The organism is Vibrio sp. 03-59-1 (assembly GCF_013114135.1).
Classification (GTDB): domain Bacteria; phylum Pseudomonadota; class Gammaproteobacteria; order Enterobacterales; family Vibrionaceae; genus Vibrio; species Vibrio cortegadensis.
In genome coordinates this window covers 162,656-187,943 of record NZ_VTYA01000002.1, presented here as the reverse complement: position 1 = coordinate 187,943, position 25,288 = coordinate 162,656, and the positions used below count along the sequence as shown (strand labels likewise).

General features: G+C 42.1%; 19 protein-coding genes. 8 read left to right on the top strand and 11 right to left on the bottom strand.

Annotated features, from left to right (window positions below):
- Window position 1: 1 nt before the first annotated feature.
- Window positions 2-1,267: a HAMP domain-containing sensor histidine kinase gene (locus tag F0249_RS02675; RefSeq protein WP_171755779.1), complete on the bottom strand. Its 1,266-nt coding sequence runs from the start codon at window positions 1,265-1,267 to the stop codon at window positions 2-4.
- Window positions 1,268-1,948, bottom strand: a complete 681-nt coding sequence (locus F0249_RS02670; protein WP_113800172.1) for a response regulator transcription factor — start codon at window positions 1,946-1,948, stop codon at window positions 1,268-1,270.
- 155 nt (window positions 1,949-2,103) lie between these two features.
- Here F0249_RS02670 and F0249_RS02665 point away from each other — a divergent pair, with 155 nt between their 5' ends.
- The 3 genes from F0249_RS02665 to F0249_RS02655 all read left to right on the top strand — a co-directional run bounded on the left by F0249_RS02665 (window position 2,104) and on the right by F0249_RS02655 (window position 7,531).
- Window positions 2,104-2,907, top strand: a complete 804-nt coding sequence (locus tag F0249_RS02665) for an efflux RND transporter periplasmic adaptor subunit (protein ID WP_171755778.1) — start codon at window positions 2,104-2,106, stop codon at window positions 2,905-2,907.
- A gap of 8 nt (window positions 2,908-2,915) precedes the next feature.
- A complete protein-coding gene (locus F0249_RS02660) occupies window positions 2,916-5,966 on the top strand; it encodes an efflux RND transporter permease subunit (RefSeq protein ID WP_171755777.1) in 3,051 nt (1,016 codons plus the stop codon).
- Between the two features lie 248 nt (window positions 5,967-6,214).
- Window positions 6,215-7,531 (top strand): ferric reductase-like transmembrane domain-containing protein, encoded by a 1,317-nt coding sequence (locus F0249_RS02655; RefSeq protein WP_171755776.1) that lies wholly within the window; start codon window positions 6,215-6,217, stop codon window positions 7,529-7,531.
- A 160-nt stretch (window positions 7,532-7,691) separates the two neighbouring features.
- Here F0249_RS02655 and F0249_RS02650 read toward each other — a convergent pair whose 3' ends face one another.
- Window positions 7,692-8,663: a DUF2860 domain-containing protein gene (locus tag F0249_RS02650; RefSeq protein WP_171755775.1), complete on the bottom strand. Its 972-nt coding sequence runs from the start codon at window positions 8,661-8,663 to the stop codon at window positions 7,692-7,694.
- A 505-nt stretch (window positions 8,664-9,168) separates the two neighbouring features.
- Here F0249_RS02650 and raiA point away from each other — a divergent pair.
- Window positions 9,169-9,525 (top strand): ribosome-associated translation inhibitor RaiA, encoded by a 357-nt coding sequence (raiA, locus tag F0249_RS02645; protein WP_017054418.1) that lies wholly within the window; start codon window positions 9,169-9,171, stop codon window positions 9,523-9,525.
- A 189-nt stretch (window positions 9,526-9,714) separates the two neighbouring features.
- On the opposite strand, the gene glpT is transcribed toward raiA, so the two are convergent.
- The 3 genes from glpT to F0249_RS02630 all read right to left on the bottom strand — a co-directional run bounded on the left by glpT (window position 9,715) and on the right by F0249_RS02630 (window position 13,804).
- On the bottom strand, window positions 9,715-11,091 hold the full coding sequence (glpT, locus tag F0249_RS02640) for a glycerol-3-phosphate transporter (RefSeq protein ID WP_171755774.1): 1,377 nt from the start codon (window positions 11,089-11,091) through the stop codon (window positions 9,715-9,717).
- Window positions 11,092-11,489: 398 nt separating this feature from the next.
- Window positions 11,490-13,088 carry a BCCT family transporter gene (locus tag F0249_RS02635; protein ID WP_171755773.1) on the bottom strand — a complete coding sequence of 533 codons (1,599 nt, stop codon included), beginning with the start codon at window positions 13,086-13,088 and terminating at the stop codon, window positions 11,490-11,492.
- A gap of 314 nt (window positions 13,089-13,402) precedes the next feature.
- Window positions 13,403-13,804 carry a hypothetical protein gene (locus tag F0249_RS02630; protein ID WP_171755772.1) on the bottom strand — a complete coding sequence of 134 codons (402 nt, stop codon included), beginning with the start codon at window positions 13,802-13,804 and terminating at the stop codon, window positions 13,403-13,405.
- Window positions 13,805-13,979: 175 nt separating this feature from the next.
- Between F0249_RS02630 and F0249_RS02625 the strand changes: the two genes are divergently transcribed.
- From F0249_RS02625 to F0249_RS02615, 3 genes are all read left to right on the top strand, one after another.
- Window positions 13,980-15,827, top strand: a complete 1,848-nt coding sequence (locus tag F0249_RS02625) for a M3 family metallopeptidase (protein ID WP_017054422.1) — start codon at window positions 13,980-13,982, stop codon at window positions 15,825-15,827.
- Between the two features lie 459 nt (window positions 15,828-16,286).
- Window positions 16,287-17,408, top strand: coding sequence for a M28 family metallopeptidase (locus tag F0249_RS02620; RefSeq protein ID WP_171755771.1), 1,122 nt, complete (start codon window positions 16,287-16,289; stop codon window positions 17,406-17,408).
- Between the two features lie 123 nt (window positions 17,409-17,531).
- Window positions 17,532-17,846: a DOPA 4,5-dioxygenase family protein gene (locus F0249_RS02615; RefSeq protein ID WP_171755770.1), complete on the top strand. Its 315-nt coding sequence runs from the start codon at window positions 17,532-17,534 to the stop codon at window positions 17,844-17,846.
- Between the two features lie 132 nt (window positions 17,847-17,978).
- Here F0249_RS02615 and F0249_RS02610 read toward each other — a convergent pair whose 3' ends face one another.
- The 5 genes from F0249_RS02610 to F0249_RS02590 are packed head-to-tail and all read right to left on the bottom strand — an operon-like array spanning window position 17,979 to window position 23,684.
- Window positions 17,979-18,671 (bottom strand): ABC transporter ATP-binding protein, encoded by a 693-nt coding sequence (locus F0249_RS02610; RefSeq protein ID WP_171755907.1) that lies wholly within the window; start codon window positions 18,669-18,671, stop codon window positions 17,979-17,981.
- Window positions 18,672-18,717: 46 nt separating this feature from the next.
- A complete protein-coding gene (locus F0249_RS02605; protein ID WP_017054425.1) occupies window positions 18,718-20,001 on the bottom strand; it encodes an ABC transporter permease in 1,284 nt (427 codons plus the stop codon).
- Window positions 20,001-21,245, bottom strand: coding sequence for an ABC transporter permease (locus tag F0249_RS02600; RefSeq protein WP_171755769.1), 1,245 nt, complete (start codon window positions 21,243-21,245; stop codon window positions 20,001-20,003). The genes F0249_RS02605 and F0249_RS02600 overlap by 1 nt, the downstream gene beginning before the upstream one ends.
- The gene (locus F0249_RS02595) at window positions 21,242-22,489 is read right to left on the bottom strand and encodes a TolC family protein (RefSeq protein ID WP_216599512.1); all 1,248 of its coding nucleotides are present in this window, start codon (window positions 22,487-22,489) and stop codon (window positions 21,242-21,244) included. Before F0249_RS02595 ends, F0249_RS02600 begins: the two co-directional genes overlap by 4 nt.
- 46 nt (window positions 22,490-22,535) lie before the next feature.
- Window positions 22,536-23,684 carry an efflux RND transporter periplasmic adaptor subunit gene (locus tag F0249_RS02590; RefSeq protein WP_171755767.1) on the bottom strand — a complete coding sequence of 383 codons (1,149 nt, stop codon included), beginning with the start codon at window positions 23,682-23,684 and terminating at the stop codon, window positions 22,536-22,538.
- Between the two features lie 210 nt (window positions 23,685-23,894).
- Between F0249_RS02590 and F0249_RS02585 the strand changes: the two genes are divergently transcribed.
- Complete coding sequence (locus tag F0249_RS02585) at window positions 23,895-25,145, top strand: DEAD/DEAH box helicase (protein ID WP_171755766.1); 1,251 nt, start codon at window positions 23,895-23,897, stop codon at window positions 25,143-25,145.
- Window positions 25,146-25,288: the final 143 nt, after the last annotated feature.

Genomic DNA, 25,288 nt, shown 5'->3' with positions numbered 1-25,288 from the left:
TCTAAAAAGTCAGCTTTGCGCAACAACCTCTGGTTACATTATTAGATAATTCAAAAGTCCAGCCATAGCTATCACATAAGCGTTTTACAATAAGAAGACCTAAGCCATGTTCCGTTTCTAGCTTATCTGTTAAACCGCTACCCGAATCAATAACTTGGATACAGTGAGAATCAATCAAAAGAGAGATTTCACCTTGCTGAGTAAAACGGATGGCATTGTTGAGCAGGTTTTTTAATATCATATTGAGAACAACGGGAGGCATATTCAATTGGCAATTTGGTTCAATTTTGCTGCTGAATACAACACCAGCCTCCATCTTATTACTGTACTTTCCAAGCTGAAGGTCAGACTCTTGTACAAGGTGGAGATCCGTCGCATTACGCACATTTTCCTGTTTCACTATGCTCAAGAGCACTTCAACCGTCGCCTGCATATTATTCGCCGCGACAAGAATTCTCTCGCGTTGCTTAGCTTGAAAATCGGGATCATCTTTCATTGCTTGAAGGTTTGCCGCCCCTAGCACCACTGCAATGGGTGTTTTCAACTCATGGCTCGCATATTTGGCAAACATCATCTCTTGCTTAGCAAGTCGTTCCTTCATCTGCTTATAATCATTCAGGTGTGAGGTTAACTGTTGAATTTCATCGATTGAATGCCTTGTAACCTTAAAGTCATCCTGACTGTTGTTTGATAATTGTTCACTTAATTCCGAAACAGGAGACATTAAACCATCGAAAACTCGACGTAATGCAAAACGTAAGAACAGGATCAGAAAACACATTAAGCCGAAAGAGCTCAGCATCAACACTTCCCACCCGTCATCACCAAAATCAATTGCACGATTACCTACAACCAAATAGAGCGGAACCGTATTGCCTTGGTTATCTAAAAATGATGAATAAAAAACTAAAAAACCGTCATCATCATACATTCGGAGTTGCGTTACACTATTGTTTGCAAGTGGGAGCAATTCTGTGATTTCAGAATCCAAATCAACGTCACTATAATAAGCTTGTATATAGGGTCCTAAACTAGCGGTATCACCTTTTACTAGCGAGTAATGATCTTTTGCTATTTGCTCAAAAGAACGAAGATATAGTTCTAACTGTGTATTTTCATTGAAAATCAGATAGAGAGAAAAAGAAAAAAAGACAAAAAATGATGTTGATAGCGCTAAAACTGAGAAAATAAAAATCAGTCGTTTTTTTACATCTTCAATCGAATTGCCTAATGATTGGTTAAACAATATTTCTCGTAATTTTCTCATCTACGCTTCTAACCTAAAGCCAAATTTTGGCACAGTGATTAGCATAGGTTTTTCAAATGGCTTATCCAACACATTTCTTAATAGATAAATATGGCTTCGTAGTACATCCTTGTCTGGTACATCATCTCCCCATATTTCATGTATAAGCACATCGCGAGAAACCACATCCGGAGCTGCTTTCACAAATTTCACCAATAGCTGATACATCACAGGAGTAACAACAAGCACCTGGCCTTCACGAGTAACTGTATGTGAATTTTGATCAATTTTTAAACCCCCATACTGAATCAAAGAGCTAGCAACCTCACCTCTGTACCGCTTGATTAATGCAGTTAGGCGTACTTCTAATTCAGGGAAGTTAAATGGTTTAGTGACAAAATCATCCACCCCATTTTCAAAACCTTTTAATAAATCATCTCGTCCATTCAGTGCCGTTAACATCAGTACTGGCGTGGTACAGCCTAATTGACGCAACTCTTTTGCGACCTGCATACCATCTTTCTTGGGCATCATAACATCGAGAATAATTGCGTCGAATTCATGCTCTAATGCGAGAGTTAAACCGAGTTCACCATTATCGGCAAAATCTACTTGTGCACCTTTTACTTCTAAAAAATCGGCCAAAATACCTTGAAGCTCTTCATTATCTTCAACCACAAGTATCTGTTTATTCTCTAACATCTTGCATTTCCAACTATGACTATTGTTACTACAGTCTATCAATTTATTGTCGAAATAATGTCGAAATCAATCATTTATTAACCACAAAATCATTTCGACAAATTCTCGACATATACTTTCACACAATGGTGCCATCAGATTATAGGATCACCATTATGAAAATTTTTTTATTTACTCCACGATACCTCGCATTGTGCCTATCGAGCGCACTTTTCTCTCAACATGTATTAGCTATCGACCTAATTGGACATACCAAAAGTAAGCAACCACTTAATGTCGTGTCTGAAATCAGTGGCAAAATTGAAACCGCCAATATTGAAATTGGTGAAGAAGTCATTCGCGGTAAGACTATCGCCAATATCAAAGCTCAAGACTTTGCTTTAGAAGTCAGAAAACAGACCGCCAACCTTGAGCTAGCGAAAGCTGATTTAACGATCAAAACGTCGGTCTATGAACGCTATAAAGAACTGCGTCAGAAAAAAAGCTTATCTCAAAATGAACTTGATATTGCACAAGCCGATTACCAAAGTGCAAAAGCAAAGGTATCACTGGCAGAAATTGAGCTAATAAAAGCAGAACTCGATCTTGAAAACACCCAAATCAATACTTCTATTAACGGCTACGTGGTTAATCGCGCGGTTGAGAATGGCACTTGGGTAAGCCAAGGCGATCTGCTTTATCAAATAGTCAACATTGACACTCTAAATGTTCGTTTGCTTGCCAGTGAGTTCGATATAGCAGAACTGAGTATCGGGCAACCTATCGAGCTTTGGTCAGAGTCTAACCCACAATCAAAAATTCAGTCCGTAATCAAACGTATTGGTGTGGAAATCGATCCTCAGCAATTTGCTTATCCGGTAGAAGTCGAAATTGATAATTTTCAACATCAGTTTAAGCCTGGAATGTCCATTCATGCTACGACAACGGTCACTCCTATTTCCCAAACTCAATCTGAATAGGCCCAACGATGAACGGTTTTATTGCATATTTTGCCCAGCGCAGTTTCCTTGCTCGTATCATTACTGTGATGGTACTGATGATCGGGGCCGCCTCTCTGACGACCCTAAAACTTCAGGAGTTCCCAGACATTGCTTTTGCTGAAGTGGAGATCACCACCCAATATCCGGGAGCCACCGCACAAGATGTTGAAGTTAATATCACTAACTTAATCGAAAAAGAGCTCAAATCCGTTGAAGGTATTCGTAAATTTACGTCTGAATCTTCCGATGGTTCTTCATATATCTCTATTGAAATAGACGAAGCCGCAGATACACCCAAAGTTCTACGAGACATACAACAAGCCGTAGACCGAGTCACGGGCTTGCCGAAAGATGTGAAAAACCCACCAGCGGTCGCCCAGAAAAGTACCTCATCCTTCGAAGTATTAACCTTTGGTGTCAGCCTCAAAGGTTTGAACCATGAGCAATACAATGAAGAGCAATACTCACAACTTCAAGCTTACACTCGACAACTGGAAAACCAGCTAAAAGGCGTTTCTGGTGTTGGTACGGTGACCATGACGGGCTTTAACGAGCGTGAGTTTTGGATTGAGGTCGATCCTGAAAAAGTAAGTCGTTATCAGCTCACGTTCAATGAAGTCATCAATGCCGTCAATAATCGTAACCTTTCTTTGTCTGGTGGCGTTGTTGAGTCTTGGAACAGTGAACAAAAAATTGTCACCATGACTCAAGTTCAATCGGTCAAAGAGCTGTCAAAAACGATCATTAAGGTTCTCCCTACTGGCGGGCTTGTGCGCTTATCTGACGTTGCTGATGTGATTGATACCTTTGAAAAAGCGTCTCAACAAGGTGTTCTGAATGGCGAATCTGCCATTTTATTTAGCGTAACCAACTCAGCAAGTGCGGATATTATTGCGACCATCGCCAATATTAAAAGCTTCCTTGAGAGTGAACAGCGCCAAATTGGTGAGGTGTTTTCATTCGATTACGGCTTAAATCTTGGCGATGACATGAGCGACAAGTTCTCTATCGTCTCGATGAATGGCAGTATTGGTTTGATCTTAGTACTCGCGATATTAAGTATGATACTGAAACGTCAAATAGCCTTTTGGGTATCGGTATCTATTCCATTTTGTATTTTGGGGGTAATAGCAATACTACCCATTCTAGGCATGAATTTAGACAGTATCACTCTCGCGGCTTTACTACTGGTTATCGGTATTATTGTTGATGATTCAGTCATTGTGGCAGAAAGCATTTACCAACAAAAAGAGTCTGGCAAAAGTGCCCTTGAAGCTGCCGTAGTTGGTACCAAAAATGTCATCAAGCCTATTATTGCGAGCTTAACGACTACCGCTTTGGTTTTTATTCCGATGTTTTTTATACCGGGGACAATGGGTAAGGCTATTATTGTGATCCCAATTACGGTGATTGCGGCATTACTCTTCTCATTAGCTGAGTGTACTTTCACTCTACCAGCGCATTTAGCCGACTCTCTAGCGACCAAAAAAGCGCAATCCAGTTCAAAGGATCACTTCCAAACCATCACCAAATTCTATTCTCGCCTTCTTGATTGGTCTCTGCAATTTAAGAAAAGCGTCTTGCTCATCGCCCTTTCAGCACTTGTTGTCGGAATTGGTCTTGCAACGCAATTAAAGCTCGATATTTTTCCATCAGAATCGGCAAAATACATTGAGGTGTATACTGAAGTTCAGCCAGGAACGCCATTAGAGCAAGTTCGTAAAGCCCACGCTCAATTAGAATCTGCAATAAGTGCTTTGCCAAGCAATGAGCTTAAGAGTTATGAATTCACTTACAGCAGCCCTGTCACGACTGGTCTGATTGCACTTACTAGTTTCGAGCAACGGGATCGAACCGCTGACAATATTATTTCTGAGCTTAACCGCCAGTTAGAAGGCATCGATGGCTTACCTTTCATAAAACTGTCTGTGGATGCAGGCGGCCCTCCTCCTGGTGAGCCAGTTGAAGTTCGCGTATTAGGCGGCACAATAGAGGAGAGAAGTTTAGCCGTCGATTCTGTAACTGAATGGCTGCATAACCAAGAAGGCCTCGATAAGGTCACGAATAATGAAGCGTTGAAAGATCCGCAACTGCAGATCATTCCTCAATATGAATGGTTAGCTCGCTACAACTTAACCGTTGCCGACTTAGCTTCCACTCTGCGCATTGCATTTGAAGGTGACAGCGTAACCTCAACTTGGATTGGAGATCAAGAAGTGGATCTACGTGTGATCCTAAACGATAAGTATCGCAGTATCGAAAAGCTAGCGACCACAAAAATCTATACGCCATCGGGAACACAAGTTCCGTTGTCGAGACTAGCAAAAGTCACTCAAGTTGAAGCACCGCGTCTCATTAAGCACTACAACGGAACCCGTGAGATCACCGTTACGGCTCAAATCACAGATGACAACCTTAGCTCGGTAGATTTAAGCTCAGCCATGCTAGCGGATTTAAAGGGCACATACCCATCAAGTGTGAAAATAGAAGCGGGTGGCGAAGCTGAAAGCACCAATGAGACCATGAGCGGGTTTGTTGTCGCTTTCCCTGCGGCAATGATTGGGATTTATTTCGTTCTCGCCATCATGTTTAATTCTCTGCTACAGCCACTATTAATTATGCTAGTGATCCCATTTGCGATCATCGCATCATTAATGGCGCTATTTGTTCACATGCAACCTATATCGCTCTTTGCCTTAATTGGTGTGCTTGGTATGACAGGGGTTGTGGTGAATAATTCTCTGGTGTTAATTAATAGAATCAACGAACTATTAGCCGATGGCAACCTCTTAATCGACGCAGTAAGGGAAGCCGCCATAAGCCGATTGAGACCGATTGTTCTTACCTCTCTTACCACTGTGGTGGGGCTGCTTCCTTTAGCCTATGGTGTCGGTGGTACTGATGTATTTATGGGGCCGATGTCTTTGACTCTCGGATATGGACTGCTGTTCTCACTTCCGATTGTGCTACTCGTTATCCCATGCTTGTACTTACTTTTCTTCGGCCGAACTCATAAGAAATCACCGAGTAATCAGTAACCAATTCGCAAGTTAAAACATAATCTAAAGCCCACGCCATTATTGGTGTGGGCTTTTTCCATTACTTTCTTCACAGCGAACTTATCTGCCCTTTTCCTTATGACTCTGATGTTGATTTCTTGCCTCCCCCCACTCGAAATTGTAAAGGTGGGTAAAGTTAAGTAAGCCTATGCAAATAAGCTTTATAGGGCAGGATATATTCATATTATGTTCTTCAATCATTCACCTGTTATTAAAGACTGCCCCTTATGTTTAGATTTACCGCTATCCTCACTTTACTTTGGTTACCAAGCTTGTTGGTTAACTGGGAAAGCTTAGACAACTTTTTTACCTGGCGTCATCAATTGACGATGTACACTGGCTTGCTTGGCCTAGGTTATATGGGACTAGCGGTTTTGCTTGCAGTTCGCTTTCGTTGGGTAGAGAAGATCGTCAAAGGTCTAGACAAAGGGTACAAGCTACACAAAAACGTAGGAATAGGGGCAACAGTTGCTCTTATCTTTCACTGGTTAGTAATCAACAGTGGACCATGGTTAGTTGGCGAAGGTGTACTCGAAAGACCAAATCATGGGGCACGACCAGAGCTTGAAAATATCAATTGGCACGCAATAGCAGAGCAAGTTGGTGATATATCTTTCAAAGTATTCCTAATATTCAGCATCATTAGCCTGTATCAAGCCATCAGCTATAAGACATTCAAGCACACCCATAAAATCGGTGGTCTATTGGTGATTGCTGGTGTTTTCCATACGCTACTCCTACTTGATTGGAATATCGGTACAGCCCCAATGAACATTGCTATTGCCATCATATCTATCGTTGGTATCGGATGCTCATGGCTTTCACTGACAGGTAAAATTGGTAAGAAGAATCAATCTGAAGGACAAGTGGCTAACGTTGAAGCCTTCTCTGTCAAATCTGGCCAGAATATGGCAATCCGGTTTTCGATTAAATTGACATCAGACATTAGCTACGAAGAAGGACAGTTCGCGTATCTGAATTTCTATGATGGTGAAGCCCCTCACCCATTCTCCATCTTGAATTTCGACGCTGAAAAGCAAAAAATTGAGTTCGGAGTAAAAGATCTCGGCGACTACACTCATAAGCTGGTTAATAACCTTGAAATTGGACAAAAGGTGACGGTTGAAGGTGGTTACGGTGCATTCCAGATCCCTAAAGTTGAAAGACAAGTTTGGATTGGAGCGGGGATTGGTATCGTACCCTTTATATCTCGTCTTTATTGGCTAAAGAGAAAAAGTAATAAACAGCAGCTAAAACTCGAAGAAGTCCATCTGTTCTACTGCGTGAATTCAGAGAAAGAAGCGTTCTTCCATAATGAGATCTTATCTCTTCTTCAGCGCCTAGATTTTGTCAAGTTACACATGGTCATTGCCGAAGCTGGTGAGCTTCTGGATAGTAACCAAATTGTAGAAAAGATGAATGGCAACCAGTTTGAGACCTGTTTCTGTGGTCCAACACTATTTGGAAACCTACTCAAGAACGATCTTATTATTGCGGGAGTTCCACCCGAACATTTCCATACGGAGCTTTTCAACATGCGTTAGGCTATTGCAGTCTCTACCCTTTACGTCAGCATGTATTCGTGACTATCTATGTGTATGATCTTTATTTTTTGTTAAGAGCCAATAAAAAAGCCAGCTGAATCATTCAACTGGCTTTTATTTCAATGGAGTAGTGAGTTACGCAACAACTGCCATTAGGGCGTTAGAATTCGTAGCTAACACCAACAGAAACTAGGTACTCTTTCTCATCATAGAATGCGATGTTTGATGATTGAACATCATATCCTAGCAAAGAAACGGCATTCCAATTTTCCCAACCCATAACGTCTTTGTACTCATAAGCGGCAAAAATACCGTAAGAGTTATCTTTACGCTTAACATTACCCAGTTTAGAGTTAGCAGCATCGTAGCTGGTGTTCATGTATTCAGCAGAAACAGATAAAGCATGGTTACCCATAACGCGCTGATATGACAACTCTAGACCGTAGCCTGTATTTGACATCGCTTTACCATCTGCTGAAAAAGATTTGTAGATAATGGCAGGAGATAGCATTGATGTTTCTGACAAGAAATGATCGTAAGAGAATGATGTATAGATGCCGTTACCGTCACGTGCTAAATCTTTGTCTTGAGCCGCAATCAAGTCATTATCAACTTCACTGGTGTAGTAACCTAAGTCAGCAGAGAAGTCGCTTCCCATAATGCCATCAAGTTGAAGACGGTAAGCATTACCTGTAATGTCCGTTGCTTTACGTTCTGTACCTGTTAGATACGGATCCTCCCACGTTTCGCCACCAATGATTGACGGAAGGTAAGAAGCACTCACAACCATGCCACTTTCAAATTCTTTCGCATAACCAAGCTCTAATGCAAAATCACCTACCGCAACATCGCTTTCAGATGTACCAAAAAAGATCTGTTGATCATTATTCGAACCAAAAGTATACGTTAACTTACCCAGCGGTGCCGTTAGAAACTCAGATTCAGAACTACCTGCTGAGTCTAGGGTGCCGTTCTTCGTTTTCGTATCCATGTTAAAGTTACTTTCACTCGACATGACCCCTGTTAATAGAGCAATTTTACCGCCGAAGCCGCTTTCTTCAGATAGTTCAGCAAGCGTAGGAAATGACATAAGGCCAGCAAGAACTGACAGGCAGACTAGATTTTTTTTCATAATGATCTCTATAGTGATATGAAGTGGGCGGGGACAAATTAAATGTTTAACAGTGAAAAAAAAGTCGAACCTATCATTCACAGAGATAAATAAAGTAGTAATGTGTCAATAAGGTGAATGCATGCACAAACAAAACAAATGTATGGAACTTAATACCAATTTTAGACCACACTACTTCATCAAATACTGTCCTATCCCATAACTAGTTACCGAACATACACTTATGAATGATGAGCATCCCTGCCACGACACTCTCAATGATTAGCCTATATAAATGTCACACCATAAGAGTTCAAAAAATAAACAAATTGTTGATATTTAAGAATAATTACCAGAACCTTCAAAGAGAGTATAAATTTGAAATATTTGGTTTAGTTCAATATTTAAATGACAAGATTTTCAAAACACGGGGTCGAGTCACACATCTTAACAGCATCGCTTTGCGATTCGATGACAAGTTTGCTACGTTTAAAAGACGAAATGCTCGTATGAAAAGGTATTATCTATGAAAGTAAACATCCAAACTCATCACGTATCAATCAACGATGATTCACGGAAAGAAATTGAACACAAATTCGAAAAGATATCTTCTCACTTCCCAGATTTAATCAGTTGCGACATCATCATTACAAAGGAACACGGCGAACATAATGTTGAGACTTTTACTAACTACGAAGGCGTTCGAGTTTCTGCAAAAGCAACTGATAAAGTAATGTATCCAGCGATTGCAGCTGTGCTTAAAAAACTAGAAACAGGGCTTAAAAACAGAAAAGGTCAGCTTAAGTCTGATCTTCATGAAAAACCAACAAGTACTAAGCCTGAAATTGCATCAGACATCATTCAAGAGATGAAACTAGTTTAATTAAATATTGATTCAAATGAAGCCAGCACGAGTCGTGCTGGCTTTTTTAGTTTTGGTTCGTTTGAATGATAACCATCAATACAGTCGCGTTTCCCGTGGACCATTTCACTGCATAGAAAAAGAGAGGCAACTAAAATCATTAGTTGCCTCTCTACTTACTGGTTCTATCTTTCAGTTACCGGCCATCGGTTATGCGATGGCTTCCTCTTTCTGTTTTTCCTCTTGCAATTTATTTTTATGATGATTTCTTTCACCAATAAATGCATAAATCAAACAGATGATTGAGGCTATACAAGAACCGATTAAAATCATGAAGCCGCCATCCCAGCCAAAGTGATCAACCGTATAGCCAAGTACCGCATTAGCAGCAACGGCTCCACCTAGATAACCAAACAGCCCAGTCAAACCAGCAGCGGTTCCTGCCGCTTTCTTCGGTGCAAGCTCCAAGGCATACAGACCAATCAGCATTACAGGACCGTAAATAAGGAACCCGATAGCAATTAAGGCAGCCATATCGACACCAGGATTACCTGCTGGGTTAAACCAGTAAACAAGTACCGCTACCGTAACAAGAACCATAAATAAGATCCCTGCAGGTGCTCTTCTGCCTTTGAATAATTTATCTGAAATCCAACCACATAACAGCGTTCCTGGAATACCGGCCCACTCATACAAGAAATAAGCCCATGACGATTTATCAACCGTAAACTCTTTCGCTTCTTTTAAGTAAACAGGAGCCCAATCCAATACACCATAACGAATCAGATATACGAACGCATTGGCGATCGCGATTGACCACAATAACTTGTTAGAGAATACGTATTTGAAGAAAATCTCTTTCGCCGTCATCTCTTTTTCATGAGACGCATTGTAATCATCTGGGTAGTCATCTTTATACTCTTCAATCGGAGGAAGACCACACGATTGAGGCGTATCTCTCACGGTAAACCAGACAAAAATAGCCACTAATGTTGCGAAGAAAGCAGGGACATAAAATGCGGTTCGCCAATCATCATTAAAAGCCCATAGACCCAAAAGGAACATTGGCCCAATTAAGCCACCACCAACGTTATGGGCGACATTCCACACCGACACCACTTCACCGCGCTCTTTTCGAGACCACCAGTGAACCATAGTTCGTCCACAGGCGGGCCAACCCATCCCTTGGAACCAACCGTTAAGGAACAGAAGAATAAACATTGCGGTAATGCTGCCAGTTGCCCACGGCATAAAGCCGAAACAGAACATCACGATAGCTGACATTAATAGGCCAGCACTGAGGAAATACCTCGGGTTAGATCGATCCGAAACACTGCCCATTAAGAATTTTGATAAACCATAAGCAATCGAAACAGCCGCTAAAGCTACCCCTAAATCACCTCGGCTGTAGCCCTCTTCGATCAGATATGGCATCGCCAAACTGAAATTTTTACGGACAAGATAATAGCCCGCATAGCCAACAAAAATACCAAGAAACAATTGCCATCTTAAGCGCGTGTAAGCGCCGTCGATCTGATTTCCGGATAACCGCTCCATGTGTGCTTTGGGTTTAAATATGCCAAACATAGTAGACCTCATTATTATATTGAGTTTACTTTCGAACGAATTAACAATCACGCGTTCGAAGCTTGCGGCATTGTGGACACGATATGCAATCAGAACTGTGACAAATGTTTACAATTTTAATTTCACACATAAAAACAAATGATTAGTTGTAATTGTTGTTAACTTCGTTCGAATTATCCGTTCTCACAAAAATGTCCGATTACGAATCAAGTGAACAATCATAAAGAAAATGCTCATACGAAATTACCGTCTTATATACTCATTGATTGTTGGATAATCTATCCAACACAAAAATCCGGGCATAAAAAAGCCGCAAACAAACTTACGTTCATTTGCGGCATTTTGTTCGATGTCAGATCTAAAACTGAGTACGTTATGTCAGCGATCTCTTGGCTGAATTAAGCTTGAGCCGCAAGTTCACTCTCAGCGGAAAGACGAGCATCTTGTGCTTTAGACATCTTAATTGCGGCTATTGGCCCTGTAATAAGGGTAATCGCTATAATGAGTGACACAGGCACCGCAGTGATCACGATAAACGATTGAAGTGCATTTAATCCCCCTTCACCCGCCATCAATAATACAGCCGCAACACAGCCCATGATGACAGCCCAGAACAATCGCTGTTTGCGATCTGGTTCATTATCACCAGAAACTACCATGGCAATGGAGTAAGCCATAGAGTCACCTGTCGTCACGACAAACGTTGTGGTCAAAACCAAGAACGCAGGAAGTAGAATTTCACTAAATGGCAGCTGCTGTAGAGATGCCAGCAGTACCGCAGGCAGACCGGCGTCAGCCAATGGTCCAGATATTACCCCAGGAGTTTGCAATTCAAGGAAAATACCCGTACCACCAAGAACTGAGAACCAAAAATTGGTCACAATCGGAGCCCCAACAGCGACCGCAAGTACTAATTCACGGATGCTACGACCTTCAGAAATACGCGCGATAAAAATTGCCATCATTGGAGCAAAACCGATAAACCATCCCCAGAAGAACCAAGTCCACCAAAGGTTCCAGCCAGGATTGCTATCCGTCACGCTCATGGTCGGCATATCTTTCAAGTAGGTCGCAAACGCGAGACCAAACTGTTCGAAAATAAATTGGGTTGGGCCTAAAATCAAAATAGCCAACAGTAGTGCGAACGCCCCAATAACATTAAGACGGCTCAACCACTGTAAACCTTTATCCATTCCTGATGCCGCAGAGGCCGCACAAACAGTCACGACAACAGCGAGGATCATTAGCTGTGAACTCATGTCATTTTTTAGCCCAGTTAACACTTCTAAGCTATAGCCCATCTGGGAAGCTAAGAAGCCAATCGGACCAATCGTTCCGGCTGCAACCGCAATGATTGAGCACGCATCAATAACCGCACCAAACCAGTGGTTCTCTAAGCGATCACCCACAATAGGAAATAACAGAGCGCGTGGACGCAACTTGATTCCATGATTATGGTGAGCATACATAAGTACGATCGTAGCTAGTGTTCCAAGTACAGACCAAGCTAAGAATCCCCAGTGCAAAAAGCTTTGACTCAAAGCAGGCACAATCGCGCTCGCACTAGAGCCCGCAATATCTGGGTAACTTGCTGAAGGCGTAATGAAATGATAAATCGGTTCAGCTGCAGACCAAAAAACACCGCCACCCGCCAATAGCGTACACATGATCATCGCTAGCCAGCGAAATGTGCCTATTGTCGGTCTGTTTTTGGTTCCCATACGAGTTTTACCGTAGCGAGTCGCAGCAATAAACAGTGCCACTGCAAAGTTTGCCACCATAAGCCATTGCCAAAAGTAGCCAAATTGCCCGGCAGCTTTTGAGAATAAACTCTGGATTAATACGGTAAAGCGAGGGAGATCAATGATCGCAGCCAATAAAAATAGGCTGATAAATCCAATAGTGAGAATTGGAACAAGTTGGACGCCAATACGGCGCTTTGAGGTTGTTTCTGTTACGGGTAAATCTTTGCCAATCTGGCATGCATCGGTTAGCATAAAACGCTCACGTAGTGTGTGAGGGGCGTCATATTACCAGTCTGATGCATTTTTACCAGACCAAAATGATAGATTGCTCACATAATAATCACAATCAATCGATAGAATACATATTAAAACAGCTAAATTTGATGTTTATCATAATGTTAGCAACATGCTTAGCATTGCTGATTTATTTGATTGAGAACCTTATTGAAGCCACTGTTTATGCTTTACGAGCACAGATGAAATATATTTATAAATCAAAGGGTTTTGTATAAACCTGTCATACCTTCCTTTACGTTATACGATCTAGAACCCTACCGAAAATGCCATTAACGCACGTACTTAGCATCTAGGCTGACGTACCAATGATATAAAATGCCATCATCTTGCTTCACCCAAACATCATTGGTGTAAGCATCGATTTTCCCATTTACCAACAGTGCCAATGTATTTTCCGCACTACCCTTCAGTTTTACAAAGGGATCAGTCGTAATAAGGAAAGGAGTATGATCTTTTACATCCTCACCCTCTAGAGTAATAAAGTAGTGATACGTCAACGGGAGGCTAGGATCCCCAGAGTTATGTCGAAAACCAACCAGTTTAAAAGACGCATTAAGATCTAGATCTAATGTCTGTTTCTCTAAACTGGCTTGAGGCGGAAGAAATAACCACCCTACATAACTCACGGCAGCAAAAAGAATTACAATCAAAACCGCTTTTAACACCTTCATAAAATCACTCATTCTCTCAATAAAAAACCAACTAATGATACCACCGATATCGCGTCTCTAGCTTTACTGTTTATTTGATCAAAATCCATCACTTTTTCGTATAGAATCACGCTATTACATTATGGTTTGTGTAATACTCACGACCAAACAGGCTTTCACATTTCTAGGGATTAAAATGACTGCAACCGCCTATCTAAACTCATTAAATGACCGCTACTTATCTGTTCACAGAACCAAAGAAGATTTCTTTTGGGAAACCTATATGGGCGTGAGCGACGACCACGATGGTTCGACTCAAGCTCAAACTAAGTGGACAGAATTCTTAAGCGCCGCTGAACAAATTTCTGCAATAAAAGCGCAGATCGATAGCCTCAGTGCACTGCCTGATTCTGAAGAAAAACAGCAGACTCTCATCGGACTCAACGGTTGGTTGGCAACATTTCAGGCTCATGCGATTGAATCTGAAGATGCTCAAAAACTGAAATCAGAACTTATTCAGTTTGAAGCGGACCTGTTTGAAAAGAAGCAAAACCACATCATGACTTACACGGATGAAAACGGACAGCAAGCGGAAGGCTCTTTACCGGTTCTTGGATCTAACATTCGTACCAGCGCTATTGAAAGTGTTCGTCAATCTTCACATCAAGCCTTTCTCGATCTTGAGCAGTGGCTATTAGAAAATGGCTTCTTAGAGCTTATCAAGCTTCGTAATAAATTCGCTCAATCTCTAGGGTACAAGACTTTCTTTGATTACTCGATTGTCAAAACGGAGCAGATGACAACGGATGAGTTGTTCAGCATTTTAGATGACTTTGAAGCACGCACTAAAGATTGCCATCAAAAGAGCCTCGACAATTTGGCGAAGGACAAAGGCCAAGATGCATTAAAAGGCCATAACTTTGTGTTCTCTTTTGCTGGTGATGTGATGCGCGATTTAGATCCATACGTCCCTTTTTCTCAATCACTACGTCGCTGGGTAGAGTCGTTTGGTCGTCTGAATATTGATTACTCAGGCGCTGAGTTGACGCTCGACCTTCTTGATCGTAAGGGTAAATACCCAAATGGATTCTGTCACGGTCCCGTTCCATCATTCTACAACCAAGGTGAATGGGTGGCCGCTAAAGTCAACTTCACCAGTAACGCTAAACCGGATCAAGTTGGCAGTGGCTATGATGGTATTAATACTTTATTCCATGAAGGCGGCCATGCGGCTCACTTCGCCAACGTAAAAATGAACGCTCCTTGTTTCTCACAAGAGTTCGCTCCAACATCAATGGCTTACGCTGAAACACAATCGATGTTCTGCGACAGCCTTCTCAATGACGCCGATTGGTTAAAACAGTACGCAGTTAATGCTGAAGGTCAGGCGGTTCCAGATACGTTGATCCGAGCAATGATCGACAGCAAACAGCCATTCCAAGCGTTCTCAGAGCGTAGCATCCTTGTTGTACCTTACTTTGAACGTGCGTTGTATCAACTAAGCGATGATGAGCTAAACGCTGAAACCATTACTAAACTTGCTCGCGATACTGAAAAGAAAATCTTAGGTTTAGAGTGTAGCCCTCGCCCTCTAATGGCCATTCCACACTTATTGTCAGATGAATCGGCTTGTGCTTACCAAGGTTACTTGCTTGCTCATATGGCGGTATACCAAACGCGCGCTTACTTCACTGAGAAATTTGGTTACTTGACTGATAACCCTGAAATTGGACCTCTGCTTGCCGAACATTACTGGCATAAAGGCAACAGTGTGAATCACAACGGTACGATTTTGGCACTGACGGGGGAAGGGTTTAATGCTAAATATCTTGCCGATGAATGTAACCTAACTTCAGAGCAAGCATGGGAAGTTGAGAAGGCAAAAATTGCGGCGCTTTCGACCCGTACCCGAGCAGAAGTGTCCTCACTTAATGCAGCGATCAATATCGTGGATGGTGAAACGCAATTAGCAAACAACTCAACGTCAGATTGCAGCATGTGTGACGATTTTGAGCAGTACATCATCTCTACCTACGGTCGATAATTCCACCTCTATGGCTACTCTGCATGTTAAAGTAGCCTTTTCTTTTCTGACAGCTAAGTCTAAGCATGTCTATCATTTTATTCACCATCTCGTTTATTAATGATTAATACAACACGAACAACGTTATATATTAAAAACCCTAACACCGTCACTGATAATTATTAATAACAACCCCAAAGTGATATTTAATTAAATAGCATTAACCAGTAAAAGACCGATAATACTCCGAACTAAATATCACAAAATGGTATTGGATATATACCCCCTAGTAGTGGATATATAATCAATTAAAATATCACAATATTAATCATCACATTACTTTTGAAGTCTTTCACAAAAACACAACATTAGCTGTGGTAAGTTGTGTATATAAAGTTCTTAGCTTTACACATTAAGAATAATAATAAAAAAGCAAACGCAACAGCTCTAGTTTATATCACTCTATATAAAGGATTTAAAATGAAGAAAACTATATTGTGCTCTGCAATTGCTGCAGTAATAACTCTCGGCCTATCCGGTTGTAATAACGATAACGATACCAAAGCAATAAACTACGGAGAAAAGGCTACCGAATATTTAACACAAATAGCTGATGGTGGACAAGGAATCGGGGCTCGCCCGGCAAGTACACCTCAAGAAGCTGAGGCTGGAGCTTGGGTATACGATAAGTTGACAGGTTTCGGTTATGACGTCGTGGTTGAACCATTTGCATATACCAAAAATTCTGAAACAAAAGCTTCAACCAACTATATTGTTGAAAAAAAGGGACAGTCTGAGAAAACTATCGTTCTTGTTGCCCATTATGACTCGACTGGTGATGACCATGGTTCATTAGGTGCAACTGATAATGGAGCTGGGTTTGCAGCCGCAACCGCAATTGCAGAAGCTCTCCAAGCTAAAAAAGATATACCATACACAGTTAGAATTATATTTGTCGGAGCGGAAGAAAATGGTTTAAATGGATCCAAACATTATGTAAAAACTGCTAAGGAAAATGGCAAATTAGATAATGTAATAGCTATGGTTAACTATGACACAGTTGGTGGTGGTGATATCGTTTATGTTCACGCTGCGCATTCAAATTATGATGAATATAAAAGTACTTGTGAAGCTTTAGGTTTTGACAACACAACCTACAATAAAGATACATGGGTTCGAGATGGTATGTTAGCAGCATCCATTGAGAAAATTGGTAACGACGATAAATATGTAATTCACCCTGCTTTTCCAGGATATCCAGAAGGTGAAACTGGATCTTGGTCTGATCATGCACCGTTTGCCTGTGCTGGCATTCCTATAGCTTATGTGGAAGCAACAAACTTCAATATAAATGGGCAATGGGGTTACGATGGATATTCACAAACAGAAAACCCAATGATGTGGGATTGCTATGATGCTGACAATAAAACAGCATGCGACCGTACCACTGAAACTAAATGGGGTAAAATCTGGCATACCGAGTTTGACCGACTAGACGTTTTAGAAGAAGCCTTTCCCGGACGTGTAAACACCCAAACATCGAACAATGTAATGATCGTCGTTGAATACTTAACAAATGAAGAATATTTCCCTTCTAACTAGTGTTTACAACCGCGCATTAAATAATGCCTCAATTTGTTTTGAGGCGTTTTCATCAAATAATAATCCCATTTCAAAGGCTGATCATTTATATTGTAAGCTTAGGCTTACATCAGGGTGTAGTATATGTATCACGCACACGTTTATTTTGGTTTGCTACAAAAATCCAAAGCAACAGAATTAAAGAAGAAAATAGAACAACAGAGAAGTGACATCATCACTCAATTTCCTCTCGTTGAGCGCTTAGTGGGCCCGCACCTGATGCCAATGTTTGAAATTCACTTCAAAGACAACAGCCAAAACTTCATTGAATGGCTAGATGAAAATCGTAATGGCATGGATGTTCTGATTCACCCCGTAGGAGGTGATGATCTGATGGATCATACTGAACATGCGATCTGGTTAGGCAGAGAACTCGGAATTGATGAAGCAGGCCTTTAAGTGCGCGTAAATCTAGCCTTCTAAATACTTAGAATCGAGTTATCTAAATAAAAGCCGAATCAAAAAATTCGGCTTTTATTATTTTAGGGCTGCCATGATGGCGCATTAATACCAATCACAGTAAGTAGATTGTCATAAAAAGCTACGATTGATATAAGCAACGTTGTCATCCGCGACCACTTGCCCATCCTTAATGGTGACAATTCGATGAGTTCTTTGAGCCAGCGCATTATCGTGTGTCACTATAATCAACGTCCTGCCCTCTTGATTCAACTCATTGAATAACGCTTCGATTTCCGCCCCAGACTTAGAATCCAACGCGCCTGTCGGTTCATCTGCGAGAATTATTTGCGGATCGTTCACTAATGCACGAGCAATGGCGACACGTTGTTTTTGCCCCCCAGAAAGCTGATTAGGCTTATGATGCATTCTGTCGCCCAAACCCACTTTATTTAGTAATGAGGCGGCTTTCGCTCTTCTTTCTGACGCTTTCACTCCTCTATACACTAGAGGTAATGCGACATTTTCTAATGCACTTGCGTATTCCAGCAAGTTAAAGCTTTGGAAAACAAACCCAATGTTCTGATTTCGAATTTTCGCGAGTTGGTTCCCAGTTAACGCGGATACATCTTCATCATTCAACAAGTACTCCCCAGAGGTTGGTTTGTCTAAACAACCAAGCATATTCATTAGTGTTGATTTTCCCGAGCCTGATGGCCCTAATATCGACAGAAATTCCCCTTTATTTATCGACAGAGAGACACCGTCTAATGCGCGAACTTCTTCATCACCACTCTTATAATGCTTACTGATCCCTGTAAGCATCACTAACGGTTTATCTACCGCTATCGTATCACTACGATTCCAATCTTTATTCACTTTGTAATGCCTCTAAAGGTGTAATACTTGCCGCTCGATTGGCAGGAAACCATGCCGCGGCAACGCCTACAATGCCCAATGCAAGAATAACCAAACCAATAATGGGTAAAGAGAGTTCGGGGGTTGGCTGACCAAGTTCGTCATATAGCCCATTTCCAGACAAAGGTAGAATTTGAATGATTCGGACCAAACCAAAAGTGGCCATTAAACCCAACACGCCCCCCAATAACATGGTAAGAAGTGCTTGAACTAGGTAGTGAGCTCTAATAATTGAAGGGCTTGCTCCTACCGCCATTCTGAGTCCAATGTCTCTCGTCGCACGCTTAACCGTTGCATACATAACATTCGCGATGCCAATTCCAGCCACCCCTAGCGTCACCAGTCCAATAATGCCTAAAAAGCTTTGTAAGCCGATTAAAAAGCGACGCATGGTTTTTTGTCTCAGTAACATATCGTTAATTTGAATCAACTGTTCGTCCTCAATGCTGCCCCCATACTTTCTCGCAATCACCTGTTTGAGCGTGGTGGCCACTTGCTTACGGCTCACCCGTTCGGAAGGCTCGATATTAAATGCTGAGATGCCACTATTTGGATGAAAGCGCTGCCAAGTTGAGAATGGAACAAATATGGATTCATTGAGTGGTACGCCTTGTTCAACACTCGCGCTACTGTTTTTAATCAACCCAATAACCGTAAACTCATCACTACCCACTTTGACCTTTTTTCCGACGGGATTCACTTCTAACTTAGGTGTATTAATCCAGTCAAAATCATCTGACTGATTAAACAGGGAGATCGCAGCACTTTCTCCCATGACAATCACCTTCCGCTGCTCTTTCATATCCATTGGATTGAACCAACGTCCACCAGCGGTAATCTTCAAGCCGGTTAAACGTTGATACTCAGGCATTACTCCCAAAGGGTTTTGCCATGATCGGTGATCTTCAAATGTCACACGGGCATTCCATTCAGCGGACGGTTGAACACTTTTAACACTGGGTAAAGATTGAATGACTTCCAGATCATCAAAGTGCAGTTTGAGCTGTTTTCCGACATGGAAGTTTCCGTAATCCTTAGTCGCATAACCACCGGTTAAGTATATTAACTTGCCACTGCCGCTCTCTGAACTTCGAATCAATCCTTGGCGTAACCCCTCACCGGCCGACAACATAGTCGCAATACAGAGCGTTGCCCATGCGACGGCTAAAATGGTCAGACTTAAGCGTAACTTTTCTGCTGCCATCTCTTGGAATATTTGTCTTATCGGAAGCATCATCAAGCCCTCGCATTCAAAGCATTAACAGGAACAAGATTTGAAGCACGACGAGCGGGAAAATAGGCGGCAACCAAAGCAAGAACGGTGATCACTCCTAAAGACATCCAAACCGCATCGAGAGTTATCATGGGAGAGCCAAGCCATTCAGGCATGCCGATATAATTTAATAGCGCAATAAACGCATATGAGAAGGCGATACCAATAATCGTCCCGCAAGCCACAAGAATTCCACCTTCAATAACGAACTGCACAAGGATATTATTAGGTGTTGCCCCTATCGCTAAACGCACTCCAATTTCACGTGTTCTCTCTGTCACCGATAAGAACATTATGTTCGCAACCCCTAATGCTCCAACCGCTAACGTCATTGCACCACTCGCACCTAAAAACAGTTGAATACCGCGGAGTAGCGTTTTGAAGAATTTGGCCTCTCTCCCCAAATCAGGCATATACATCGCATTCTTATCACTAGGATCAAAGTGCTGCTGTTTAGCAAAAAACGACTGCAAACTCTTACGCAAAATCACACTCGAAACGGTTTCAGAGGGCGAAACGAGCAGCATGATGGGTTTACTATTCCACAAGTCATTAAATGTCGAACTTGGGATCATAACTTGGCTCTCTTCATCATTGAGCGAAATTCCATTTTCATTCTTTTCGGTTATTCCGACGACGACAAAAGGAATACCGTTAACTTTCAACATTCCCCCAATTCTCAAATTGCCTATTTCAGCGAGTTGCCAACCTATCACGGCAGCCCGGTTGTGATTAGATAAATCGCTGCGACTGATGGCGCGTGATTTTTTGATTAATTTGAGGTTTCGCAATTTTAAAAATTGATCATCAATCCCACTGACGTTGCCAGGTAATGTCCGCCCTTGTATATCCGTGACGCTTGCGTCCCATTTACCATAAACCACTGAAATATTTCGTATTGGTGACTGCTTCGATGTCGCATTATTCATCGAAGGATTGAGTAATTGTCGCATCTCTGTTTCTGTGGGAGATATATCTCGCCTTGCAGCTAACCCCTGCCAAGGCTTTGTCGTCTGCTCGGGGAAAATCAATTGCGTATCGCTCATCAATAGTGCAAAAGATTTCGTATTCGTTTGATAGAATCCCTCACCTAAACCCACCAAAACGAGTACAGAAATAACGCCCCACATGATGGCGAGGATTGCGAGAAAACTGCGTAATCGATGCGCGAATAAGGTTTGAAAGGTCTGAGACAAAAGCGCAATCATGACTCTAGCGCCTGCGAAATCAAAATGATGGTTTTATCATCCAATTTGCCCACAGATTGAAGCAATGAAATACGATGACGCCAGTATTGATACAGTAATGATTGCAGCGCATTCTTACTTGAGAACAAGCGATTGTGTGCATCAATAACATCCGATGCTTCCGCCATTCCCGCAGCATAAACGACCTGTTTACTCTTTAGCACTCGCTCACGAGATTCAACTTGCTGCTGCGCAATTTCAACACGTTGCCAATCAATCGATAGCTGTGAATAACGATTTGAAATTGTACTTTTGATACCGATTTCTACCGATCTCGCTTCCTCTTTTGCACGTAAAACTCGCAATTTTGCACGATCAACATTTGAACTCGTCGCGCCATTCAAGTCCAACGGTACGCTCAAATTTAAGCTGGCACTGAATTCACCGTCGCGCTTACTGCCATCACCGTAGTCGACACTTCCGGTTACCGTTGGGTAATACCCTGCTTTTGCTTTTTCACTCTCCAGCTCTACCACTCGAACATTTTGCTTCGCAGCCAATAATTCCGGACTGCTGTTACTCGCTAATTTTAGCCAGTTGTTCTCACCTTTCACGATAAGTTGAGGCTGTTTCAAATCTGTTGTATTAATTTCGTCCACCACATCCGATGGGAGATTAATCAAAGAGATCAGTACCGCTTTTTTATCAACCACATTTGATTGATTTGTGAGTATTTCCGCCTGTTCATCAACATGATTAGCACGCATATCTTCAAGTTCAGTGGATTGAATCTTACCCGCGTTATAACGCTGTTGTGTAATATTCAACATTTTCTCTCCCTCTGAGAACTTCTGTTGCGACAACCGAAGATCACCTTGAGCCTGGGCTAACCCTAAGTACGCATTAATCAGTCGAGCAGCGAGATCATTGTGGCTCTGCTTACGTTTCAGTTGAGCCGAAATATACGACGCTTGCGATTGATCCAGTTCCGACCATTTACTGCTATCCCATAGGGTTTGATTTAAGCTGATACCATAACGATTAGAGTTAGCACGGCCTCCATTGTTTCCGGTTAAATCCGTCCAATGACTACTCGCAGTGATCTCAGCACTCGGCAATAGCGCACTTTTGCTTGATCGTATTTCAACTTCGCTTATTTGCTCATCTAATTGTGATTGCTGGTAAGTAGGGTCGTAATATTTTGCGGCTTGCCATGCCTGTTCAATGGAAACCGCATGAGCCGATAAACTAAAAGCGGTGACCATCAGACCAGTGAATACAGTGCAACAACCTTGAGCCTTGATGTTAAATTTACGCATTTGGATCTCCCATCATCATACTGATATCAATGATCGACTCTCCACTCCCTAGTCCTGAAAGCACTTCTACACTGATTCCATCAGAGAGACCTAGCGTCACTTTTCGAGGGGCATACCCGATTTCTGACTCATCAGGGATCCATACTTCAGGTTGCTCTCCATCAAAATTCAAGGCGCGTTCTGGGATTGTAACCACATCTGTCGCGTGTTTTAGTGTGATCTGAGCCGTAGCCGAAAAACCTGATCGAATGGTTATCTCTGGTGGGAATTGAATATTGCCAACTTCAACTTGGAAGCCATTATCAAAACTTTGAGATCCGTTTGATACTGTGCCGTTTAACGTTTCAGACTGCACCGCTACTTTGCTTAAAACACCTTGCATAACAATTTCAGGGTAAGGTGCAAGCGTAACGCTGACTGATGTCCCGACTTTTAGTTGCGCCGCATCATGCTCACTCACACTTCCCTTAAAAATCATATCCTGCATATCTGCGATAGACATCATTTCGGTTGCCTCTTGGCTCGATTCCGTCGAAATAATTGGCTCTCCAATTTCGACTTTTAAGTTCAAAATCGTGCCGTTTATTGGCGCTGTAATGGTCGAAGTTAACTTTGAGTTACCAACCGATGATTCTCCGCTTCTAATCAAATCAAAGTTCTGCTTTTTCTGCTGAACATCAGCCAAACTGGATTTCACGTTCGACTTTGCTTGGATGTATTCGCCATAGTTTTTCGGGATGATATTTTGCGCAACCAACTGATTTAAATTTTCAAGCTTCTGTTGTGCCGATTCTAGTTCAGCTTCACTTCGCATGAGCTCTGTATTAGCTTGTGTTAGCGCAGTAGGCGTTGGGTTCGGTAGCACCTTGATAAGAGGGGTGCCTACGGTAACTTCATCCCCCACTTGGTGATAAACCTCTCCAACAATGCCATCAATTTGAGACTTAATAGAAATAGAATGAGCAGGGACAATTTTTCCAACCGCAACCGCTTGTTTTTTGATGGTGCCTAATGTGGCTGAGATAGTAGGAAGAACATCACTCGATGTCGTAGATGGTGCGGTAAAGTAATAGCCAACTCCGGCAAGCGATACTGTAAATAATGCGATGAAGGCCCAACGTTTTTTCATGGTGTATTCCATATTCTATGTAAGTAAATGATGTTGGCAATAATGCTGAACAAACATCAGAATTCGGGTCGATATTGATGAAATTCAAGCAATATTACTCCCTTCATATCTCGCTGTATGTATGGATTTGTACTGTTTTGTACTCCTAGAGAGAAACGTCATTTACTTATCCCGATAGCCTGTTTAGACTCTGCGCACTTTCCTTTTGAATGGCATAAGTCTATGACTTTTTCTGAACTCGCATTGAACCCGGCACTTATCGCTTCCTTGCCTTCATCGATCAATACTCCCACACGCATCCAAGAGTTAGCCATTACGGCCACTTTGACGAAAAAAGATGTGCTTGCATTAGCGCAAACGGGCAGTGGAAAAACCCTGGCATTCGGGTTGCCGTTACTGCAACAACTGATTTGCCATTCAAAAGATGAATCTGAGCTTGGGGTTAAGGGATTAGTGATTGTCCCGACAAGAGAGCTTGCTGTACAAGTGAGTGATTCGCTGCAAAAGAGCGCTCAAACGGTTGGTGTTCGCTTAGTCACGCTATGCGGAGGGGTACCTCAAGAGGAGCAGATCGCACAAATGGATCGAAATCCTCACCTCATCATCGCAACGCCAGGTCGCTTATTGGATCTTGTTAAACAGAAGCATGTTGATCTCAGCTCACTGACTCAACTGGTATTAGATGAAGCGGATCGGCTGCTCGATATGGGGTTCTGGCCTGATATCCAAACACTGCTTGGCTTAATGCCTGTCTCTCGTCAAACGTCTCTATTTTCAGCCACATTGCCTGACAATTTACGATCTCTTGCAATGGAGATATTAGATGAGCCACTACAACTTGAAGCTCACACAGCAAACAGCGTTGTAGAAGAGATTAATGAACAACTCTACTTGGTTAATAAAGGAAGCAAGACTCAAGCTTTACTTTCGTTAATCAAGCAAAGCGGTTGGAAGCAAGTGTTAGTCTTCATCGGTGCGCGTGACAATGCCGATAATCTCACAAAAAAACTGGCCAAAGCAGGCATATCTGTCGCGGCTCTGCATGGCAATAAAGATCAAGCAGTGAGAGAACAGACATTAGACGATTTCAAATCTACTAAAATCCAAGTGCTAATTGCAACTGATGTCCTAGCTCGTGGCATTCACGTAGAAGCACTGCCTGTAGTGATCAATTTCGACCTACCGCTTAGTGCGCCTGTATACGTGCATCGAGTAGGAAGAACAGCCAGAGCAGGCCAAAGCGGTTTAGCCATCTCATTAGTGTGTCATGGGGAAAGCGAGGCATTAAATGCAATCCGATCTCTGACGAAGCGTGAGTTATCGTTATCGGAACTAGACGGGTTCCCGGTCACAGATAAACCGACCACCAGCAATTCAGGGGAAAGGAAGCGCGCACCAAGAGATAAGCAAGCTAATCGAAGAAGTGCAAAAAAGCGCAGCATCAAACAATTTAAAAGTAAAACGGATCGCTAACCAGTCGCTAAAAATATGCAATGGCCTGATTCACTACGATGAAGGCCGCTAACTCAGCGTCGACTTTAATTCAGTATTTTTTGATTAGGTATTTACTTTAATTAAACCCCTACGCTAATCAAATGACGCTAAGTTAGTCGTTG

Coding starts and splice junctions, on each gene's coding strand:
- F0249_RS02665 (WP_171755778.1), top strand. CDS start 2,104: ATGAAAATTTTTTTATTTACTCCACGATACCTCGCATTGTGCCTATCG.
- glpT (WP_171755774.1), bottom strand. CDS start 11,091: ATGTTTGGCATATTTAAACCCAAAGCACACATGGAGCGGTTATCCGGA.
- F0249_RS02590 (WP_171755767.1), bottom strand. CDS start 23,684: ATGGAATACACCATGAAAAAACGTTGGGCCTTCATCGCATTATTTACA.
- F0249_RS02605 (WP_017054425.1), bottom strand. CDS start 20,001: ATGATGCTTCCGATAAGACAAATATTCCAAGAGATGGCAGCAGAAAAG.
- F0249_RS02600 (WP_171755769.1), bottom strand. CDS start 21,245: ATGATTGCGCTTTTGTCTCAGACCTTTCAAACCTTATTCGCGCATCGA.
- F0249_RS02635 (WP_171755773.1), bottom strand. CDS start 13,088: ATGCTAACCGATGCATGCCAGATTGGCAAAGATTTACCCGTAACAGAA.
- F0249_RS02625 (WP_017054422.1), top strand. CDS start 13,980: ATGACTGCAACCGCCTATCTAAACTCATTAAATGACCGCTACTTATCT.
- F0249_RS02675 (WP_171755779.1), bottom strand. CDS start 1,267: ATGAGAAAATTACGAGAAATATTGTTTAACCAATCATTAGGCAATTCG.
- F0249_RS02610 (WP_171755907.1), bottom strand. CDS start 18,671: ATGCTTACAGGGATCAGTAAGCATTATAAGAGTGGTGATGAAGAAGTT.
- F0249_RS02670 (WP_113800172.1), bottom strand. CDS start 1,948: ATGTTAGAGAATAAACAGATACTTGTGGTTGAAGATAATGAAGAGCTT.
- F0249_RS02620 (WP_171755771.1), top strand. CDS start 16,287: ATGAAGAAAACTATATTGTGCTCTGCAATTGCTGCAGTAATAACTCTC.
- F0249_RS02650 (WP_171755775.1), bottom strand. CDS start 8,663: ATGAAAAAAAATCTAGTCTGCCTGTCAGTTCTTGCTGGCCTTATGTCA.
- F0249_RS02585 (WP_171755766.1), top strand. CDS start 23,895: ATGACTTTTTCTGAACTCGCATTGAACCCGGCACTTATCGCTTCCTTG.
- F0249_RS02660 (WP_171755777.1), top strand. CDS start 2,916: ATGAACGGTTTTATTGCATATTTTGCCCAGCGCAGTTTCCTTGCTCGT.
- F0249_RS02655 (WP_171755776.1), top strand. CDS start 6,215: ATGTTTAGATTTACCGCTATCCTCACTTTACTTTGGTTACCAAGCTTG.
- F0249_RS02595 (WP_216599512.1), bottom strand. CDS start 22,489: ATGGTCACCGCTTTTAGTTTATCGGCTCATGCGGTTTCCATTGAACAG.
- raiA (WP_017054418.1), top strand. CDS start 9,169: ATGAAAGTAAACATCCAAACTCATCACGTATCAATCAACGATGATTCA.
- F0249_RS02615 (WP_171755770.1), top strand. CDS start 17,532: ATGTATCACGCACACGTTTATTTTGGTTTGCTACAAAAATCCAAAGCA.
- F0249_RS02630 (WP_171755772.1), bottom strand. CDS start 13,804: ATGAAGGTGTTAAAAGCGGTTTTGATTGTAATTCTTTTTGCTGCCGTG.